This is a genomic window from Amycolatopsis speibonae, assembly GCF_042647925.1.
In the GTDB taxonomy this organism is placed as follows: domain Bacteria; phylum Actinomycetota; class Actinomycetes; order Mycobacteriales; family Pseudonocardiaceae; genus Amycolatopsis; species Amycolatopsis speibonae.
In genome coordinates, this window is sequence record NZ_JBHRWK010000044.1 from 213,734 (window position 1) to 231,998 (window position 18,265).

The following is an 18,265-nucleotide window of genomic DNA, read 5'->3' on the forward strand; positions in this document are numbered from 1 at the left end:
GAGTCCCAGTGTGGCCGGGTTTCCGTCAGCCGACCAGGGCCTGGTACACCAGGTTGCGCAGTTCGACGCGGATCGGATAGGTCGTGGACGGCAGCAGCTGGGTGAAGAACAGCACCGTGACGTCTTCGTCCGGATCGACCCAGAACGCGGTGCTCGCCGCGCCGCCCCAGGCGAATTCCCCGGCGCTGGAGAGGGTCTTCGCCTTCACCGGGTCTTCGAGGACGGAAAAGCCCAGTCCGAAGCCGAAACCGTCGTAAGGCGCCTCGGAGAACGCGCCGCGCCCGTAGGTCTCCAGATCCACGCCGCCCGGCAGGTGGTTGCTGGCCATGAGCTGCACCGTGCGCGGGCCGAGCAGCCGGACGCCGTCGAGTTCGCCGCCACGCAGCAACATCTGCGTGAAGCGGTGGTAGTCGCCCGCCGTCGCGACCAGGCCACCGCCACCCGAGAGACACGAAGGCGCGACGCGGCCGACGTTGCCCATTTCGTCGTGGCGGAACGGCGCCTTCGTCGCAGGGTGGGGCACGTAGAGCGCGGCCAGCCTGTCGAGGGCGCCGGGGTCCGCCTGGAATCCCGTCTCGGTCATGCCGAGCGGCGTGAAGATCCGCTCGGTGAAGAAGGCGTCGAGTGATTGACCGGAGACGACCTCGACGAGCCTGCCGAGGATGTCCGTCGCGACCGAATAGTTCCATTCCGAGCCGGGCTGGAACAGCAACGGCTGTCGCGCTATCGCCTCGGAGAAACCGGCCAGGTCGAGCCCCGGCGGGGTGCCCCAGTCGAATCCGGCGTCGCGGTAGGCCGAGTCGACCGGATGCGTGCGGTGGAACCCGTAGGTCAGCCCCGCGGTGTGAGTGAGCAGATGCCAGAGGCGGATCGGCTCCGTCGCGGGCTCTGTCACCATCTTGACCGACGAGCCCACCGTGAAGACCTTCGGTTCCGCGAACTCCGGGAGCCAGCGGGAGATCGGGTCCTTGAGGTCGATGAGTCCCGCTTCGACGAGCATCATCGCGGCGACCGACGTGACCGGCTTCGTCATCGAGAAGACGCGCCAGATCGTGTCGGTCTCGACCGGAAGCGCGGCCTCGATGTCGCGCATCCCGTTCGACGCGAGATGCGCGACCTTCCCGTTCCTGGTCACCACGGCCAGATACCCGGGAAGCAGATTCCGCTCCAGGTATCCGTCGAAGTGCTTGTCGATCCGTCGCAGCCGCTCCGCGTCGAAACCTACCTCGGCCGGGTCGACGTCCACCTTCAGCTCGATCATGGGATCGAGGCTACGCGTTCCGTTCGGCCTGTTTCTCCAGTCGCCACGCCTCGTCGGTCTTCCCGACGCGCCAGTATCCGGAGATGGACAGCAGGTCGCGCCGCATCCCTCGGTCGTCCAGCAGGTGACGGCGCAGGTCCTTGACGAACGCGGCTTCGCCGTGGACGAAGGCCTGCACGACGCCTTCGCGCCACTCGATCGCGCGGACGGCGGCCGCGAGGTCGTCGCCCCGGCTCCGGTGCAGCCAGGTGATCCGAGCGTCGCCCTTGGTGGTCAGCGACTGCTCTTCGGCCGCGTCCTCCACGAGGATGACGGCGTGCACGGGAACGCCCGCCGGCATCGCTTCGAGGGACGCGGCGATCGCCGGGAGGGCGCTCTCGTCACCGGCGAGCAGATGCCAGTCGGCCTCCTCGCCCGGCGCGTACGCCCCGCCGGGCCCGGAGATCAGCAGCTCGTCGCCGGGTTTCGCGGCGGCGGCCCACGGCCCGGCGACCCCCTCGTCACCGTGGTGGACGAAGTCGAGCACCAGTTCGCCGAGATCCCGGTCGAAGGCCCGGACGGTGTAGGAGCGCATCCGCGGCCACTGCTCACGCGGCAGTTCTTCGCGAACCCGCGCCAGGTCGAACGGCTCGGGATAGTCGACGCCGGGCACCCGGAAGTGCACCTTGACGTAGGCGTCGGTGAATTCGTTGGGCTGGAACGAGGCGAGCCCTTCGCCCCCGGCGACGATCCGGACCATGTGCGGGGTGATCCGCTCGGTGCGCAGCACCCGCAACCGGGTCGACGACACCCCTCTCCGCGCCTCGGCCATCCACGATTCCTTTCCTGGGTTAGGTGAACCTAACCGAGCGTACGCCTCTCCCTGTCCGGCCGGGCCAGGTCTCCCAGCATCCGCTCGAAGCCCTCCCCGGCCCGCCCGGCGAACCCGACGAAGAACCGGTTGGCCAGCGGGACCGCCCATCGGCTCCAGGACGCGACGTTGTACACCCGGTGGGTGATCAGGGCGCCGGCCGGATCCTCCTCGACGGTGTACTCGCCGCGATACCACCAGCCACCCCGCCGGGCGAGGAAACCGCGCTCGGCGTCCACCTCGAAGCCGGGGTTGTACGGTTGCGCGGGAACCACGTCGGACACCTCGACCAGGAGTTTCACGAAGCCCTCGCGGACGGATCACTCACCCGGGTGTTCTGGAACGACGCGACGCGCCACCCGTCGGACTCCTCCACCAGCACGTAGGTCAGCGTCGATTCCCTGCCCGGCTCGGGCTTGCCGCCACCCGACAGCGACGACCCGCCGCCGGACACGACGATCGCGACGTCCGGACGGATGAACCGGACCTTGGGCTCACCGCTCCCAGGCACCAGTTTCGACCCCTTCATCGGCCCCTCGAACAGGGACTTGTGCGCGCTTTCGATGATCGCGCGGCCCGGCATGTTCATCCCGAAGAAGGTCACGTAGTCGGCGTCCTCGGTGAACAACCTCCCGTACGCGGCCGCGTCGCCCGCGTTCCACGCGTCGGTGAGCCGGCTCAGCACGGCCAGGACTTCGTTCTGTCGTTCGGTCATGATGTCCTCCAGTTAGACGAACAGCGTTCGTGTTACGAACACTGTTCTACAGACGAACGGCGTTCGCGTCAAGTAGAGTTCCCGGCGGAACCCAGGACCAGGAGGCGAACGAAGTGAGCAGGCCCCGGCGTCGCGCCGAGAAACCCGTGCTGTCCCAGGAGCTCGTGGTGAAGACGGCACTGGACCTCCTCGCCGCGGAAGGGCTGGAGGCGGTGAGCATGCGGCGCGTGGCCCAGGCGCTGGAAACCGGTCCCGCGTCGCTCTACGCCCATGTCGCGAACAAGGAAGAGCTCCACGAGCTGATGGTCGACCACGTCCTCGCCTTCGGCCCGTTCCCCGAGCCCGATCCGGAACGGTGGGTGGAGCAGGCGAAAGACCTGCTGCGGGGGAACGTGCGCGCGCTGACGTCGGTCCCGGGAATCGCCAAGATCGCGTGGGCCATCCCGGTCCCGGTCGGCGCGAACGCTCTCCAGCAGGCCGAAGTCATGCTCGCGGTGCTGCGCGCGGGCGGCCTCGACCTCAAGCGGGCGTTGTACGCGGCCGACGCGTTATGGCTCTACGCCAAGGCTTTCGCCTACGAAGGCGCCGGCTGGCAGCACGGCGACATCGACCTGGCCGAGCAGGAAGAGCGCGGCAGGCGGATGGTCGAGTACATGACGTCGTTCCCGCCAGGCGCGTTCCCGAACCTGCTGGGCGCGGGCGAGCACTTCACCGCGGAGACCGCGCGAGAGCGGTTCGAGTTCGCGATCGACCTGTTCCTCGCCGGTCTGGCTTCCCGCGTCTGAGGTTCGGAGCAGCGCGACGGCGGCCGCCTACCGCAGTCCCAGTCGCGCTCCCGGCTCTGCTTTGGTCGGGGTGGTCGTGAGTGGCAAGTCGTGTTCTAACCCCACTTGCCACTCACGACCACCCCGGCTGAGGTGCGGCCTGGCGGAGAGCGCACGTCCCGAAAGTGGCTTTCGTGGACACCCGACCCGACGCCTTCGCACCCCGACAGGACCGCAATAACCACTCACGACTCAGAGCAACGCGACAGCGGCCGCGTACTGCGGCACCAGATCCGCCCCCAGCGACGCCTTCGTCTCGGACATCTTCTTGCCGAACATCACCTGAGGCCGCCCGGTCTCCAAAGCCCACCGCACCACTTCGCCGTAGAAGTGGAAATACAGGTTGCTCCGTCCGCCCAGCTCCGGCGGGAGCGCCGCGAAGTTGCGGACGACCGGCAGAGCCGGGTGATCGAAAAGGGTCGCGATGGCGACCACCCGGCCGTTGGCGGTCTCGCGGTAGGTGAGGACGTGCACGTCCGGCTGCCGCAGCAGGGCGCTCCAGTAGCCCACGAACGCCGGAAGCGGCACGATCGGCACATCATGGTGTTTGGATTCGTTGTGCCGCAACAATTCCGCGATCTCGACCGGATCGGCGTCGCTACCGGGCACGACCCGCGCCTCGATCGAAGGATCGGCCTCGAAGGTGCGGAAGATCTTGCGCAGGTTGTACTTGCGTTTCTTGGCCAGCGAGTTCACCCAGTCGTCCCGGTTCGAGAACGGCGTGACGTCGAGGACGGCGACGTCCTCGGTCCGGCGCACCATCTTCAGCTTGCCCCGCACACTGTCCACTCCGGACTCGCCGACCTGGCGCACCAGCAGTCCGCGCAGACCGAAGCCGAGTTCCCCGCGCATGGCCGGGACGAAGGTGTCCAGCAGCCTGCCGACGCCGCCGTCGCCGTCCTCGTCGTCGAACCACCAGCCCGGCATCGCGGACGAACCGGGTGAACGGACGTCGAGCCCGCCGAACCGGCCACGCCCCGCCGGGCGGGCGAACCGGTGCCGCCGTGTGAGTCCGGTGACCCACGCGGAACTGACCACGCCACGTGGCTCCCCGTCTTCGAGCAGCACGGTGACCGGCTGCTCGGTGCGGGCCGCCCACGCCTGCGCGGTGAGCACCTCCCAGCTCCAGTCCGCGCGCAGACCGGCCTTGGCCCGCAACGGTTTCCAGTACGCGGGTTCCGGATCGCGCCGGGGGTCCAGCACCTCGATCACCATCGGGTCACCGGCCTCGGCACGATGACCCCGAGCAGCAGGACAGGCTGGAAACCGAGCGTCGCCTTCAGTTCGGTCATCCCCCGCCCCATCGACAGGGACTTCCGGTTGCCCTCGATCATGTACCGCACGTTCCGGACGACAGCCTCGAAGTAGAGATGCTTCGGCCGCCCCTCCTCCGGCGCCACCGCGGCCCAATGCTGGTGCATCGGCGCCGCAGGGTGATCGAGCACGGTGGCGAACGCGAGCAGCCTGCCGTCGGCGTCGTGGTAGGTCGAGGTGATCACGTCCGGGCGGCGCACGAGTTCGGCGAGGTATTCGGCGGTGACCGGACCACGCCGGTCGAACTTCACCGGCCCCATCCGCTCGCGGTGCTGCCGCAGCAGCGTGGCCAGTTCCAGCGCGTCGAGGTCCGTGCGGGCGGCTTCGGTGCGAACGACCACTCCCGGGTCCGCGGCGACCTTCTTCACCTGCCCGCGCAGGCTCAGTCGCCTGCTGCGACGCAAGGACGCCAGCCATCCTTCGACGTCGACGAAGCTGTTCTCCAGCACCGACGTCGGTTTCGTGTCGCGCACGGGCCTGCCCCGTCCGGACAGCATGTCGAGCGTTTCCGGCTCTACGGTGCGGTAGACGACGCCGAGGCAGCCGGGCCCGGTGAAGCGGCAGACGGCCCGCTCGAATCGGCGCATGATCTCCCGCCTGTCGCCGGCGTCGACGCCGTCCGCGAACAACCACGGCGGATATCCGGAAAGCCACGCGTGCTGCACTTCGACCCAGCGCGGTCCCAGTCGCGCCACGCCGCGCACCGCGCCGGGCCCTTCCGGGGAGACCGGGGCGCACAGCATCGCCAGCACCGCGGCGACGATCTCGCCGCCGTCGCTGATCACGGTGAGAGCGTTGGGGCTGCGCGAAAAGCGTGACTCCACGCGGAGCAGGTGGTAGTCCCAGGGAACCGGCGCCTGCTGGGCGGCGAGGAACGCGGCCCAGCCCTCGGGCTCGGCATCGGTTCGCGGGTCGAGCACCCGCACTTCCCAGCTCATCTGCCCAGCACCGGTCTCGGTACGGCGACCGAGACCAGGGACCTGGTGCCGAAGCCGAGCGCGGTCTTGTTCTCCAGCATCGCCCGGCCCGCGGTCAGTTCGCGGCGCCCGTGCGTGATCATGTGCTCCACGCCCCTGGCGTAGAAGTCGACATAGAGTCCCTTCCGTCCACCGCCCGCACTCGGCAGCGCGGCCCACTGGTGCAGCACGCACGCGCCGAAGGTGTCGAACAGCGTGCCGAATCCCAGCAGCCGTCCGGATCCGTCACGGTAGGTACGGGTGACGACGTCCGGGCGCCGCACGAGCGCGTCCAGACAGGACGGTGCGATCGGACTCCGGGTGTCCATGTGCAGCCCACCGAACCGCGACCGCTGCCCTCCGGCCCAGGCCCGTTCGTCCTGCCTGGCGCGGTGGGCGTTGAGCAGGACGGCGAGTTCGTGGCAGTCCAGGTCCTGGCGGGCGGTGGCCGCCTCGGTGCGCAGATCCCCGTCCTCGCGCAGGTCGTGCAGCGTCTTCCGGCTCTCGTCGCCGAGTGCCCGTTCCCATTCGTCCACAGTGGAGTAGTCGTTGGACAGTACGGCGGCCGGGTCGATCTCGCGGGAGATCCGGCCCCGGCCGTCCAGCGCCGGGAGGAGTTCCGGGTTCATCGCACGGTAGATCACGCCCAGCAGCCCGGGGCCGAGGTGAGCGCACAGTGCCCGTTCGAACCGGCGGACCACTTCCCGCCGCTCGGCGTCGTCCAGCCGCTCGTCGAGCACCACGGCGGGATAGCCGCTGAGCTGCCAGAGATAGGCCTCGGCCCAGCGAGGGCGGAACCGTCCACCGAGGACGGACAGCGGCGCGAAGTCACCGGCCTTCCAACTCCGGCACACCATGACGGTGAACGCGCCGACGACCTGCTCGCCTCTGCGGAGTACAGCGAGGACCGCCGGATTCTTCGCCAGCCAGGCTTCCCGCCGCAGGACCTCGTACTCCCAGACCGGCGACAACCTCGCCCGGTGCAGGAACTCCCGCCATCCCCCGGGTTCGGCCGCCGTCCTCGGATCGAGCACCTCGGCCTCGAACGCGGTGCTCCGCGCCGCCACCTTCATCGTCACCATCCCAGTACCGGTCTCGGCACGGCGGCGGAATACACGGGTCGCGCCCGGAATCCCAGCGTGGCCTTGAGTTCGGGCAGTCCGCGCCCGGCGGTGAGTTCCTTGACCCCGCGCCGCGTGGCGTAGCGCATGGCGTGGATGTAGGAGTCGAACAGCAGTCCCTGCCGCCCGCCCTCGTCCACCGGCAGGGTGCCCCAATGCTGTTTCGCCGGACTGTCCGGATGGTCGAGCAGCGTGTTCACCGCGAGCAGCCTGCCGTCGGCGCCGGTGTAGGTCAGCGTGTGCACGTCCGGGCGCCGGAGGAACCGGTGCAGGAACGCGGCGGACGGCATGGTCCTGGCGTCGAGCGCGAACTTGCCGTGTCGTTCGCGATGCGCCTGGATGAGCGCGGCGACCTCGGCGCTGTCCAGGTCGTCGCGGCCGGGGCCGCCCTTGACCACCAGACCGGGGTCGGCCGCGAACCGGCGCCGCTGCCGCCTGAGCCCGCCACGGCGTGACTTCGCCAGCGACGCGATCCACTCGTCTTCCGAGTCGAAGCGATTGTCCAGTACCGCGACCGAGTCCACGTGTTTCACCAGCCTGCCCCACCCTTGGAGATCCTTCGCGAAGTCCTCCCCGAGCGCCCGGTACAGCACGCCGAGCAGCCCCGGTCCGAGCCGCGTGCGCAGGGCCCGTTCGAATACCCGGATCAGCGGACGTCGTTCGACGGCCGGGACCCGCGGCGCGAACGCCAATCCGGGGTAGCCACTCAGCCAGGGTTGGCACACCTCGGCCCAGAACGGGCGCAGCAACCGGTGTCCCGGTATCGGCGCGAAGCGGTACCGCAGCCGGGGACGGCAGACGAGCACGGAAAACGCCGCGACGATCCCGGCGTCGTCGGCGACGGTGGCCAGCACCGGCGGGTTTCGCGCGGTCCAGCCGTCGAGCCCCATCACTTCGTAGTCCCACACCGGATGCAGGCGCGCCGCGTCGAAGAACCCCGGCCAGCCCGCGGGAACGGGGTCGGTGCGGGGATCGTGGAAACCGATCTTCACGTGAGCACGACCGGCGTGCCGTGTCGCGGGCACGGCGCGATCTCACCGCGGACCCCGCCCGCCGGGAGCACGTCCACGAAACGCGGGGAATCCTGCCGCAGCAGGGTGAACGCGAGCCCGCCGGAAGTGGGGCGCGCGTAGACGCGGGGCCAGTCGAGGTGCCAGCGACCGCACGCCTCGATCGCGCCCAGGTAACCCAGCGCCGGATCGTGGAGCACTCCGTACGGGCCGGTGTCCAAAGTGTCCAGCTCTCGTCGCGGTACGGATTCGACCCGGTACGCACGGTCTTCGGGCAGTGCCGCGGCGAAGATGGCCAGCTGCTTGTCGTCACCGACCGCGACCACGCGATGACCACCGCGAAGCGCCGAGGCCAGTTCCGCGAGGACGCCCGGCGCCGGCGCGTCGGGATCCACCACACAGCACCGGACCCCGCGCGGCAGGTCCGACGGCGGCCGCGTCCTCTCGTCGCCGAGCACGACGACCAGCGCGTCCCCGGTCACCGAACGTGCCTTGCGCAGCACGGGACCCAGCCCCCGGTTCGACTCGATCCGTTGCGTGCCACCGGCCAGCGGTACGAGATCGACGATCTTGTGCACCGCCTCGGCCAGCGGCGCCGCGCCGGAATCCGTCCCGGTGCGACCGGGCACCAGCACGGGATCCGTCCTGCCGTCGAGTGCCCAGCGCTCGCGATAGAACGGCACCGTCGCGAAGGCCGACCTCACGGATCGCCGATAGGCGGCCCGCCAGGCAGCACTCACCCCCACTTTCCACATGGCGCGCAAGCCTGCGTCATCGACGCCGGTTTGAAAACACCCCATGTCTGGTTCATCCGGTTTTCTGCGAACTTCCCACCTTTTCGACTGAGCTGAAAGGACCAACTTTCGGCAGGTACTGGCGAGAGCAAAGCGAACCTGCCTATAACACCGGGACCTTTCGAGCCGGCACGATCTGCCGGCCCGGTCCGCGCCGAGGGGAAATATGAACCATGAAATCAGCACAGGTGACGCTACGAACACAGTAGCGCACTCACCGCAGGGATTCGGCGGATGAACTTGTCGACCCCCGGCCCTGTGCGCGGTGGCCTCACCGTGGTCGTCCCGTGCTTCAACGAAGTCGACAACGTGGAGCCCTCCTACCAGGAGATCATCGCCGAGTTGGGCAATCACCCACTCGAACTGCTCTATGTGGACGATGGGAGTACGGACGGGACGCTCGACGTCATCCGCGCGCTCGCGCATACGGACCCTCGGGTACGTTATCTGTCCTTCACCCGCAACTTCGGGTTCGAAGCCGCTTTCTCCGCGGGCTATCGTTACGCGGGGAAACCGTGGATCTTGCACATCGACGCCGACCAGCAGTTCCCCGCTTCCGAAGCGAAGAAATTGATCACCGCGGCCGAGGAAGGGTACGACGCCGTTTTCGGCGTCCGGACCAATAGGCAAGATCCTTTACTACGGCGCTGGGGCACCGCGGCCTTCCATTTCCTCGGCCGCCGGGTGCTGCGCATCGAAATCCCGCCCGGCGCGACGGCCTTCCGGCTGGTGCGCACCGAACTCGCCCGCGAGATCGTCGACCTCCGGCTGGGCACCCCGTACTTCCTCGCCACCGTGCCGAGGCTGACCAGCCGCTACACCACGGTCCCGGTGGCGCACCGGGCCAGGGAACGCGGTGAGTCCAAAGTGGGCTTCGGTTTTCTGTCTTCGCACGCCATCGAACTGTTCGTCGGCTTCACCCGGCGATTGACGACGGTGGCTTCGGTCACGGCGGTACTGACAGCCGGGATCTCGGTGCTCGCCGGGATCGCGGCCGCGTCCGGGCTTCTCGGCCTGAATGCCGTGTCGGCGCTGGAATTCGTCATGTTCGCCGTGCTGCTGACCGTGCTCGCGCTGACCGTCCGCTATCTGGTCGTGGTCGGCGCGGGACAGGCGCGCCCGCGGCAGTTCTACATCAGGGAAGCCAACTTCGCGGTCGACGAGGACGACCGGCTCTACGCCTCGGCCCTTGCCGAGGTCCATCCTGGGGAAAGGCAAGCGGGAGTGAAGAACACCGAAGACACGGCGGCACCTCGAAGCCTGGTGATCCTGGGCGGCGCCGACGGTTCGGTCAGCACGTATCACCGGGCGCGGGAACTCGGTTTCCGCACCATCTGCGTCGACGTCCGCGCGAGCGCGCCGGCGGTGGCGCTGGCCGACGAGTTCGTGCAGGTCAGTGTCCGCGCGCCGGAACAGATCGCGGCCGCGCTGGACGGGCGGGACGACATCGCCGGGGTGCTTTGCCCCGCCAGCGACGTCGGCTTGCCCGCGCTCGCCTGGCTCACCCGGCACTGGAACCTGCCGGACCCGCTGCCCGAAGCCGCCGTCGCCGCTTCCGTCGACAAGTCCGTCTTCCGTGAACTCTGCGATCGGCTGCGCCTGCCGACCTATCGCAGTGTCGGCGGGAAACCCGGGCCGGACCTCGTCCTCGCCGCGCAGCAGCTGCGGTTCCCCACACTGGTGAAACCCGTCGACTCCTCCGGGAGCCGCGGCGTCGTCTCGTGCGCGAGCCCCGGCGGCCTGGACACCGCTTTCAGCGAGTCGCTCGCGTTCTCGCCGTCCGGACGGCTCGTCGTCGAAGAGCACCTCGACGGCTCGCACTACACGATCGAAGCGCTCGTGGTCGACGGGCGGATCGTGTTCCACGCGGTCACCCGGCGCACGCTCACCCCGCCGCCGTTCTTCGTTACGTCGTCCCACCTCCTGCCCGCCGGGTTGCCGCCGGTGGTCGATCGCGCGTTACCGCTGACGCTGACCGCGTTGTGCGCCGAACTCGGCTACCGCACCGGTCCGCTCACGCTCGACGCCGTCCTCGGCCGCGACGGCAAGTTCTACCTGATCGAAATGGGCGCACGGATGGGCGGGAACGGCCTGGCCGAAGCGATCGCGCTCAGCACCGGCGTCGACCTGATCGCCGCGGGGATCGCCGCCGCGACCGGCGGCGAGGTCGTGCTCTCGCCGCGTGACCCGCGACCGACGCTGGTGCACATCCTCGCCTCCGACCGCGGCGGCCGGATCGTCCGGATCGAAGGAGCCGACGAGGTCCGCGCGATGTCCGCGGTGAGCAGCCTGGAACTGTTCGCGGAACAGGATTCCTTCGTCAAACCGTATGAGCAGGCCGGTTACAAGATGGGCTACGCCGTGCTCTCGGCGTCGACCGTCCCCGGAGTGCTGGCGGCGGAGGACGAGTTGCGCGGCACCCTGAAGTTCCTGCTCGACGAGCAGGGTCTGGCGGTACCGCTCCCTTGACCGGAACCTCGCTCGCCGACGGCACCGGCGCCGCGTCGATCGAAGCGCCGAAGACCTCGACGGTGCTCCGGCTGCTCGCGGGCCGGGGCGTCTTCCGGTTGGCGATCCAGGCCATGGGGCTGGTCCTGGTCACGGCCTGGGGAGCGCCCGACTACGGCCGGTTCGCCACCGCGCTCGGGCTGATGACGTGGCTGAACTTCGTCCCGTCCGCGGCCGAGAAGTCGGCGCTGAAATGCCTGCCCCGGCTGAACCTGACCCGGAACGCGGTGGCGGCACTGGCGGTCCGGACGGCCGTGGCGCCGGTGCTGGTGGTCCTGGCGGCGATGGCCGTCACGCTCGTGCTCGCGCCGCATTCGGACGCGGCGTTGTACCTGACGGCCGCGGGGTGGTCGATCTCCGGCGGGCTGCTGATGACCGTCTCCGGACTGCACCGCCTGCGCGGTAAGTCCACTTTGGACGCACTGGCCTTCACCGCCGGGGCGCTGGTGGTCGGCGCGGTGACCGCGGGCACCTGGTTCGCGCACTGGTCGCCGTTGACCCACCTCGCGTCGCTGCTCGGCGGGATCCTGCTCATCCTGGCCTGCTCCGCGGCGTTGCTGCCGAAGGAGTGGCTCCGCGCGGAAAGGATCGACGGTCACCGGCTCTGGCCCGCGTTCGGCCGCAGCACCGTGCTGCTCGGGCTGACCGAGGTGCTGGACGTCCTGGCGACGTCGACGGTGTTCGGGATCCTCGCGTTGGCGGGGCGGACCGTCGACAGTGGACCGTTCTACGTCGCTTTGCTGGCCGGCAGCGCGTTCTGTTCGCTGTTGTTCTATCAGCTGCGGGTGCACCAGCCCGCGATCTCGGCACGGATGCGCGGCAGCGGGGCGGCGGCGGGCCGGGCCCGCGCGGCGGATCTGCTCAAGCTGGTCGAACGGGGCTCGCTGATCTTCCTGGCACTGGCGGGTATCGCGCTCGCGATCCCGGCGACCCGCGCGGTGCTGACCGCCGAGGGAACCGTCGGCGCGTACGTGGTGCTCGGCGTCTTCGTCCTGGCCGAAACGGTGCTGTTCGCTGTCCGGCTCTACGCGGGCTTCCTGATCGAGAACACCAACAGCAAGGTCTTGACTTTGACCGCGTCGGCCTCGATCGCCGGACTGGTCGCCACTCCGCTGGCCGCCGCCGCGCTCGTCCCGGCGATGGGTCCGGTCGGCGGGTTCGCCGCCCTCGTCTTCGCCATCGGCACCCGGGCGGCCGTGCTCCGGCGGCTGCTGCGCCGCCACCATCCCGAACTCTGAACGTCGCACTGGAGAAGGAACATGTACGTACTGGGTATCAGCAGGGTCCACGATTCGGCGGCGGCGCTCGTGCGCGACGGCGAGATCATCGCGTTCGCCGAAGAAGAACGCTTCACCCGCGTGAAGCACGACGGGGGCTTCCCCGCGGAGGCGATCAAGTTCTGCCTGGAGCGCGGTGGGATCACGCTCGCCGACGTCGACCACGTCGCCTACTACTGGCAACGCTGGCGCGAGGGCATCCACGCGGCGAAGGTGTTCGCGAAGTACTTCCCGGCGACGCTGGAGGTGTTCCGCAACCAGAACGGCGACGAAGACGGCTCCTCGGCCGGACTGGTGGAGACGCTCAAAACCGGTGGCGGCAAAGGGGTCGACGACTACCACGTCGGCGGCGCGGTGCTCGCGCACCTCAAGCGGTCCTTCACTCTCGAACGCGACGTGAAGGAGGCCGTGGGCTGGACCGGTCCGACGAAGTTCAAGACGCATCTGGTCGACCACCACAAGGCGCACGCCGCCAGCGGATACTTCATCTCGCCGTGGGAAGAGTCCGCGGTGCTCACCTTCGACGGCATCGGCAGCGACGGGACAGCGACCTATCTGGGACACGGCAAGGGAAGCCGGATCATCGACCTCCGGCGGATCAAGTTCCCGCACTCGCTCGGCGCGATGTACGCCGGCGTCACCGGCTACCTCGGCTTCTACCCGACCCGCGACGAAGGCAAGATCATGGGCCTGGCGCCGCTGGGCAACGACACCTACGTCGACGCGTTCAAACAATTGATCCATCTCGACGACGACGGCGGGTACGAGCTCGACCTGAGCTTCTTCGGTCACCATCGCACCGGCAAGCACGTGATGTCGACGAAGTTCACCGACCTGTTCGGCGCGGCGCGGCCCAAAACCCGGGTCACCGCGGAGAACCCGGTGCCGCAGCACTACTGCGACATCGCGTACGCCTTGCAGGTCACCCTGGAAGAGGCCGGGCTGCACCTGGCGCGCTGGCTGCAGCGGGAGACCGGGTCGCGGCGGCTGTGCGTCGCGGGCGGTGTCGCGCTGAACAGCGTGATGAACGGGCGGATCCTGCTGGAAACCCCGTTCGAGGACTTCTTCGCGCAGCCCGCGGCCGCCGACGACGGCTGCGCGGTCGGTGCGGCGCTGGAGGTGTCGGTCGGCAAGTACGGCAAGCCGCGGCCCCGCGACGGCTACACCTACACCGGCCCGGACTACACCGAGGCCGAGCTGGAACTGGCCCTGCAGGACGCCGGAGTCCACTACACGAAGGTCGACGACATCGCCGCGCACACGGCGAAGAAGATCGCCGAGGGCAAGATCATCGGCTGGGTGCAGGGCCGGATGGAATGCGGGCCGCGCGCGCTCGGCAACCGCTCACTGGTGGCCGACCCGCGCGACCCGGACTCGAAGACGCGGATGAACGAGAAGGTCAAGCACCGCGAGGCGTTCCGGCCGTTCGCGCCGTCGTGCCTGGCGGAACGCGCGGGCGACTGGTTCGTCAGCGACTACCCGTCGCCGGTCATGCTGCTGGTGTTCGACGTCCTGCCGGACAAACGCGACGAGGTCCCGGCCATCACCCACGTCGACGGGACCGCTCGCGTGCAGACGGTGAGCGAATCGGACAATCCGCTGTACTACCGGATGATCAGCGAGTTCGAGAAGCTGACCGGGGTGCCGATGGTGGTCAACACCTCGTTCAACGACAACAACGAACCGATCGTCGCGAGTCCGGCCGACGCGGTGGCCTGCTACCTGAAGACCGACGTCGACGCGCTCGCCCTCGGGCCGTTCTGGGCCGAGAAGGACACCCTGTGACGGCCACCCTGCCGGAGACCGGATGGGTGCCCGCGCTCTACCGGCGGCGCAAATGGCTGTGGCTGGTGGCCGCCGTCCCGGCCGTGGTGACGGCGCTGCTGATCATGGTGATCCTGCCGCCGGACCAGAAGCTGGACAGCGTCATGGACTGGGCGTTCAAGCTGTGCCCGTTCGTGTTCGCGGTCGCGACTGTGGCGCTCTTCCCTCGTACCAAGTGGGGCCCCGCGCTGATCGTGCTCGCGGTGTTCGTCTACATGTCCTATTTGGACACCGAACTGGTCATGCGGATCCAGGCTTTCGCGCGGAACGCCGCCACCGACGAGGACGCCTTCCAGCCGGTGTACCAGTTCGAACTGTTCGTCGTGACGTTCATCGTCCTGTTCGGGCTGATGGCGTACCGGCTGGGCGGCGCCCGGACGGCGAACGTGCTCAAAGCCGGGATCGCGTCGATCCTGGTGGTGATCTCGGGCGCGAACGACCTGACGTTCTGGGCGCTCAACGACGTCTGGTCCGCCGGGACGAAGCCGACGGAGCTGAAGTGGGCTTCGCACATGATCGTGTTCCTCGGCGGGCCGCCGAGTGTCCCGGTCGCGGTGATGTTCATGCTGGTGCACCTGGTACTGGCGGCGATCGTGGTGGCGCTGCCGGTGGGGCGTTGGGTCGATCGAGCGTTGGGTCTCAGGTGAGTTGACGCTGTCGTGAGTGCCGAAAGTAGGCGATCGCGAACGTAGTGAAGGCCTCCTTCCCTACCTTCAAAGTAGGCATGGAGGCCTTCACGGACACCCGGCAGCACTCAGGTCGCGAGTCCCGCAAGCTCAGGTAAGCCGCCGCACCAGACCATCCGCCAGCAACCGCCCGCGATCGGTCAGCACCGCCCGCCCCTGACCGTCCAAAGCGGACTGATCGAGCAACCCCTCACCTGCGGCGACACGCGCCTCGGCACGACCGTCGTCGTCAAGCGCGTCGAGCGGAAGTCCTTCGGAAAGCCGGAGTTCCAGCATCACGCGTTCCAGATGACGGTCTTCCCCGGTCAGCAGTTCGCGGCCCGCGGCCGGTGACTCACCGGCGGCGAGCGAGGCGGCGTACCGGGCCGGATGCTTGACGTTCCACCAGCGGACGCCGCCGACGTGGCTGTGCGCGCCGGGTCCGGCGCCCCACCAGTCACCGCCGCGCCAGTAGCCGACGTTGTGCCGGCAGCGCGCTTCCTCCGAGGTCGCCCAGTTGGACACCTCGTACCAGCGCAGGCCCGCCGACGCGAGGACGCGGTCGATCATCTCGTAGTCGGCGGCCAGCACGTCGTCGTCCGGCGCGGGCAGTTCGCCGCGGCGGATGCGGCGGGCGAGCGCGGTGCCCTCTTCGACGATCAGCGCGTACGCCGAGACGTGGTCGACGCCGGCGGCGAGCACCGCGTCCAGCGAAGCCTGGAGGTCTTCGATCCGCTCCCCCGGTGTGCCGTAGATGACGTCGAGGTTGACGTGCTCGAACCCGGCGGCGCGTGCCTCTTCGGCGGCCGCGACCGGACGGCCGACCGTGTGCACGCGGTCGAGGATCCGCAGGACGTGCTGCGCGGCCGACTGCATCCCGAGCGAGATCCGGTTGTACCCGGCGTCGCGGATACCCGCGAAGAACTCGGGCGAGGTGGACTCCGGATTGGACTCCGTGGTCACTTCCGCGTCCGGCGCGAGGCCGAAGGTGTCACGAACGGCGTCGAGGACGCTTCGGAGCCCGTCGGCGCCGAGCAACGACGGCGTGCCTCCGCCGACGAAGACGGTGTCGACCGCGGGCGGCTCTCCCAGCACGCGCGCGGCGAGGTCGAACTCGTGCTTGAGTCCTTCGAGCCAGGATTGCGGCGACGAAGCGCTGTCGAGCTCTCCGGCGGTGTAGGTGTTGAAGTCGCAGTAGCCGCAGCGAGTCGCGCAGAAGGGGACGTGCACGTAGACGCCGAACGGCCGGGTGCCGAGCCCTTCCAACGCGCTCTCGGGGAGCGCCGACTCGACGGGCGTGGTGGTTTCGGGCAGCAGAGCGGGCACACCCCAGTGTCCCTCACGCCGTGAAGGCCTCCTTCCCCGGGGAAAGAGGCCTTCACGGATCACGCTATCTGTCGGCGATGCGCACCTTGACCGAGGTGGAGCGGGTGCCGTCCTCGAACCGCACCCAGACGAGGGTCTCCATGTTCAGCGAGTAGTCGTTGACCACGTAGTCGAGCGACCAATCTCCATAGTCGTCCGCCGCGGCGTCGCGACTCATGGCCACTTCGACCAGCACCGTCTGGGACAGATGCCCCCGGACGTCCGGCGAGCAGCCGACCGCCTCGAACCGGTATGAGCTGCCCTTGTGCAGCACCGCCCCCTCATCGGGCGAAACCAGCCTGCAGCCCTGCTGAGCCCCGGATGCCGTACCCGGGATCAGCAGGGACGCCAGCACCATCGCGGCGACCACCCATCGGCGCATGCGCAACTCCTCCGTCCTCTGTGGATCGGAGACCGAAGCTAGCGGCGACGGAGGCCCCGCGCGGCCCCACTCACCCGAAGCGGTACTAGGCCAACCCGTTAGCGGCCAACCACTCCGTGGACGGCGGGATCACCTCGATGATGTCGATGAGGAAGCCGTTGAGGTCCTCGATGTAGAAGTGCCGCTGCCCGAATTCCTCGTCCACGAGTTCCGTGACGATCTTGACCCCTTCCCCGCGCAGCCGCTCGTACTCGGCCGCCGCGTCGGCGACCATGAACCCGACCATCGATCCGGCCGCCTCCTGCGCCCGCCACGGCTCCGGCGTGGCCTTGTGGCCGCGCTTCGCGAAGCTCATCTCATAGCCCGGCACTCCGGCGTTGAGGCTGGAGAACCAGTCGAGCTCGATCGTCACCGTCAACTGCAGGTGCCGCTTCCACCAGGCGGTGGTCTCGGCGATGTCGTCGACGAGCACACAGGCACCGAAACCGCTGAGTTGCATCTGGTGTTTCCTCCCAGTTCGAACCACTTGATGCGTAGTACTATACGCATAGTGGTTTGACCGAGGCAAGGAGAATGTCCCGATGCGACAGAACCCGGAGCGCCGGACAGCGCTCACCGACGCCGCCATCACCGTCCTCGCCCGCGAGGGCGCCCGCGGGCTCACCTACCGCGCGGTGGACGTCGAGGCGGACGTCCCGCCGGGGACGACGTCCAACTACTTCCGCAACCGGGACCAGCTGCTCGGCGAGGTCGGCGTCCGCGTACAGGAACGCCTGTCGGCGCCGGCCGAGGTGATGGCGAACCCGCGGGCGGAGTCGCCCTCCCACGACCGGGTCGGCGTCCTGCTCGGCGAACTCATGGGACGGCTGACAGCCCATCGTGAGCCGTATCTCGCCCTGCTCGAACTCCGGCTCGAAGCCACCCGGCGCCCGGATCTTTCGGCCGAGCTGACCAAGACGATCCGCGAGGGCATCGACATGAGCGTCGACTGGCACGTCGCGGCGGGGATGCCGGGCGGGCGGCCCGAGGTGCTGCTGATGTACCTCGCGCTGACCGGGCTCACCGTCGAACGGCTCACCCTGCCGGAGGTGCTCGCGGACGTCGCCGACGAGGACGTCATCCGCATCATCGTGGACCGCGTCCTGCCGTCTTGAGCCGTGCGCGTTCTGCGTCACAGTGGCGGCGGCGAACCCGGACTTGACCTTCGAATCGGGCCGCTGACCTGCGACAACGTCCGCGTCCGGACCCTGTTCCCAGCATTCGGACCGGCCTGGACCACATAGTGGGCGCGTGGCACGCTGAACGAATGACCCGCGCCGGAATCACCCTCGTGGCACGCCGCCACGTGGATCTCCGTCGCGTGGCGAGCGCGCTCTGTGCGACGAACCGCTGACTCCCC

Annotated in this window: 19 protein-coding genes and 2 pseudogenes; 9 read left to right on the plus strand and 12 right to left on the minus strand. The window is 69.0% G+C overall.

Annotated features, from left to right (window positions below):
* Positions 1 to 25: 25 nt before the first annotated feature.
* The 4 genes from ACFOSH_RS27125 to ACFOSH_RS27140 are packed head-to-tail and all read right to left on the minus strand — an operon-like array spanning position 26 to position 2,826.
* Complete coding sequence (locus tag ACFOSH_RS27125; protein ID WP_378241888.1) at positions 26 to 1,261, minus strand: serine hydrolase domain-containing protein; 1,236 nt, start codon at positions 1,259 to 1,261, stop codon at positions 26 to 28.
* Between the two features lie 10 nt (positions 1,262 to 1,271).
* The gene (locus tag ACFOSH_RS27130) at positions 1,272 to 2,072 is read right to left on the minus strand and encodes a siderophore-interacting protein (protein ID WP_378241889.1); all 801 of its coding nucleotides are present in this window, start codon (positions 2,070 to 2,072) and stop codon (positions 1,272 to 1,274) included.
* 29 nt (positions 2,073 to 2,101) lie between these two features.
* On the minus strand, positions 2,102 to 2,386 hold the full coding sequence (locus ACFOSH_RS27135; RefSeq protein WP_378241890.1) for a hypothetical protein: 285 nt from the start codon (positions 2,384 to 2,386) through the stop codon (positions 2,102 to 2,104).
* A 23-nt stretch (positions 2,387 to 2,409) separates the two neighbouring features.
* Positions 2,410 to 2,826: an SgcJ/EcaC family oxidoreductase gene (locus ACFOSH_RS27140; RefSeq protein ID WP_378241891.1), complete on the minus strand. Its 417-nt coding sequence runs from the start codon at positions 2,824 to 2,826 to the stop codon at positions 2,410 to 2,412.
* 113 nt (positions 2,827 to 2,939) lie between these two features.
* Here ACFOSH_RS27140 and ACFOSH_RS27145 point away from each other — a divergent pair, with 113 nt between their 5' ends.
* Positions 2,940 to 3,611, plus strand: a complete 672-nt coding sequence (locus ACFOSH_RS27145; RefSeq protein WP_378241892.1) for a TetR/AcrR family transcriptional regulator — start codon at positions 2,940 to 2,942, stop codon at positions 3,609 to 3,611.
* 231 nt (positions 3,612 to 3,842) lie between these two features.
* On the opposite strand, the gene ACFOSH_RS27150 is transcribed toward ACFOSH_RS27145, so the two are convergent.
* From ACFOSH_RS27150 to ACFOSH_RS27170, 5 genes are read right to left on the minus strand one after another with little or no spacing between them, the layout of a single operon-like run.
* Positions 3,843 to 4,865 (minus strand): GNAT family N-acetyltransferase, encoded by a 1,023-nt coding sequence (locus ACFOSH_RS27150; RefSeq protein ID WP_378241893.1) that lies wholly within the window; start codon positions 4,863 to 4,865, stop codon positions 3,843 to 3,845.
* Positions 4,859 to 5,902: a GNAT family N-acetyltransferase gene (locus tag ACFOSH_RS27155; RefSeq protein WP_378241894.1), complete on the minus strand. Its 1,044-nt coding sequence runs from the start codon at positions 5,900 to 5,902 to the stop codon at positions 4,859 to 4,861. Before ACFOSH_RS27155 ends, ACFOSH_RS27150 begins: the two co-directional genes overlap by 7 nt.
* Positions 5,899 to 7,002, minus strand: coding sequence for a hypothetical protein (locus ACFOSH_RS27160; protein ID WP_378241895.1), 1,104 nt, complete (start codon positions 7,000 to 7,002; stop codon positions 5,899 to 5,901). The genes ACFOSH_RS27155 and ACFOSH_RS27160 overlap by 4 nt, the downstream gene beginning before the upstream one ends.
* Complete coding sequence (locus tag ACFOSH_RS27165) at positions 6,996 to 8,033, minus strand: GNAT family N-acetyltransferase (RefSeq protein WP_378241896.1); 1,038 nt, start codon at positions 8,031 to 8,033, stop codon at positions 6,996 to 6,998. The genes ACFOSH_RS27160 and ACFOSH_RS27165 overlap by 7 nt, the downstream gene beginning before the upstream one ends.
* Positions 8,030 to 8,755 carry a hypothetical protein gene (locus ACFOSH_RS27170; protein ID WP_378241897.1) on the minus strand — a complete coding sequence of 242 codons (726 nt, stop codon included), beginning with the start codon at positions 8,753 to 8,755 and terminating at the stop codon, positions 8,030 to 8,032. The genes ACFOSH_RS27165 and ACFOSH_RS27170 overlap by 4 nt, the downstream gene beginning before the upstream one ends.
* Before the next feature lie 324 nt (positions 8,756 to 9,079).
* On the opposite strand from ACFOSH_RS27170, the pseudogene ACFOSH_RS27175 reads away from it, so the two are divergent.
* From ACFOSH_RS27175 to ACFOSH_RS27200, 6 genes and pseudogenes are all read left to right on the plus strand, one after another.
* A pseudogene (locus ACFOSH_RS27175) lies at positions 9,080 to 10,033 on the plus strand (glycosyltransferase family 2 protein); the annotation flags it as partial.
* Between the two features lie 384 nt (positions 10,034 to 10,417).
* Positions 10,418 to 10,993: pseudogene (locus ACFOSH_RS27180) on the plus strand (ATP-grasp domain-containing protein); the annotation flags it as partial.
* Between the two features lie 54 nt (positions 10,994 to 11,047).
* Entirely contained in the window at positions 11,048 to 11,314 is a 267-nt protein-coding gene (locus tag ACFOSH_RS27185) for a hypothetical protein (RefSeq protein ID WP_378241923.1), read from the plus strand.
* On the plus strand, positions 11,311 to 12,591 hold the full coding sequence (locus tag ACFOSH_RS27190) for a hypothetical protein (RefSeq protein ID WP_378241898.1): 1,281 nt from the start codon (positions 11,311 to 11,313) through the stop codon (positions 12,589 to 12,591). The genes ACFOSH_RS27185 and ACFOSH_RS27190 overlap by 4 nt, the downstream gene beginning before the upstream one ends.
* 21 nt (positions 12,592 to 12,612) lie before the next feature.
* Positions 12,613 to 14,415 carry a carbamoyltransferase family protein gene (locus ACFOSH_RS27195; RefSeq protein WP_378241899.1) on the plus strand — a complete coding sequence of 601 codons (1,803 nt, stop codon included), beginning with the start codon at positions 12,613 to 12,615 and terminating at the stop codon, positions 14,413 to 14,415.
* Positions 14,412 to 15,101, plus strand: coding sequence for a hypothetical protein (locus ACFOSH_RS27200; RefSeq protein WP_378241900.1), 690 nt, complete (start codon positions 14,412 to 14,414; stop codon positions 15,099 to 15,101). The genes ACFOSH_RS27195 and ACFOSH_RS27200 overlap by 4 nt, the downstream gene beginning before the upstream one ends.
* A gap of 129 nt (positions 15,102 to 15,230) precedes the next feature.
* Here ACFOSH_RS27200 and hemW read toward each other — a convergent pair whose 3' ends face one another.
* The 3 genes from hemW to ACFOSH_RS27215 form a co-directional block, all read right to left on the minus strand.
* Positions 15,231 to 16,445 carry a radical SAM family heme chaperone HemW gene (hemW, locus tag ACFOSH_RS27205; RefSeq protein ID WP_378241901.1) on the minus strand — a complete coding sequence of 405 codons (1,215 nt, stop codon included), beginning with the start codon at positions 16,443 to 16,445 and terminating at the stop codon, positions 15,231 to 15,233.
* Positions 16,446 to 16,509: 64 nt separating this feature from the next.
* Entirely contained in the window at positions 16,510 to 16,866 is a 357-nt protein-coding gene (locus tag ACFOSH_RS27210) for a hypothetical protein (protein ID WP_378241902.1), read from the minus strand.
* 85 nt (positions 16,867 to 16,951) lie between these two features.
* Positions 16,952 to 17,365 (minus strand): VOC family protein, encoded by a 414-nt coding sequence (locus ACFOSH_RS27215; RefSeq protein ID WP_378241903.1) that lies wholly within the window; start codon positions 17,363 to 17,365, stop codon positions 16,952 to 16,954.
* A gap of 82 nt (positions 17,366 to 17,447) precedes the next feature.
* Between ACFOSH_RS27215 and ACFOSH_RS27220 the strand changes: the two genes are divergently transcribed.
* Together ACFOSH_RS27220 and ACFOSH_RS27225 are read left to right on the plus strand one after the other, a co-directional pair.
* Entirely contained in the window at positions 17,448 to 18,020 is a 573-nt protein-coding gene (locus ACFOSH_RS27220) for a TetR/AcrR family transcriptional regulator (RefSeq protein ID WP_378241904.1), read from the plus strand.
* A gap of 152 nt (positions 18,021 to 18,172) precedes the next feature.
* On the plus strand, positions 18,173 to 18,259 hold the full coding sequence (locus tag ACFOSH_RS27225; RefSeq protein WP_360907593.1) for a putative leader peptide: 87 nt from the start codon (positions 18,173 to 18,175) through the stop codon (positions 18,257 to 18,259).
* Positions 18,260 to 18,265: the final 6 nt, after the last annotated feature.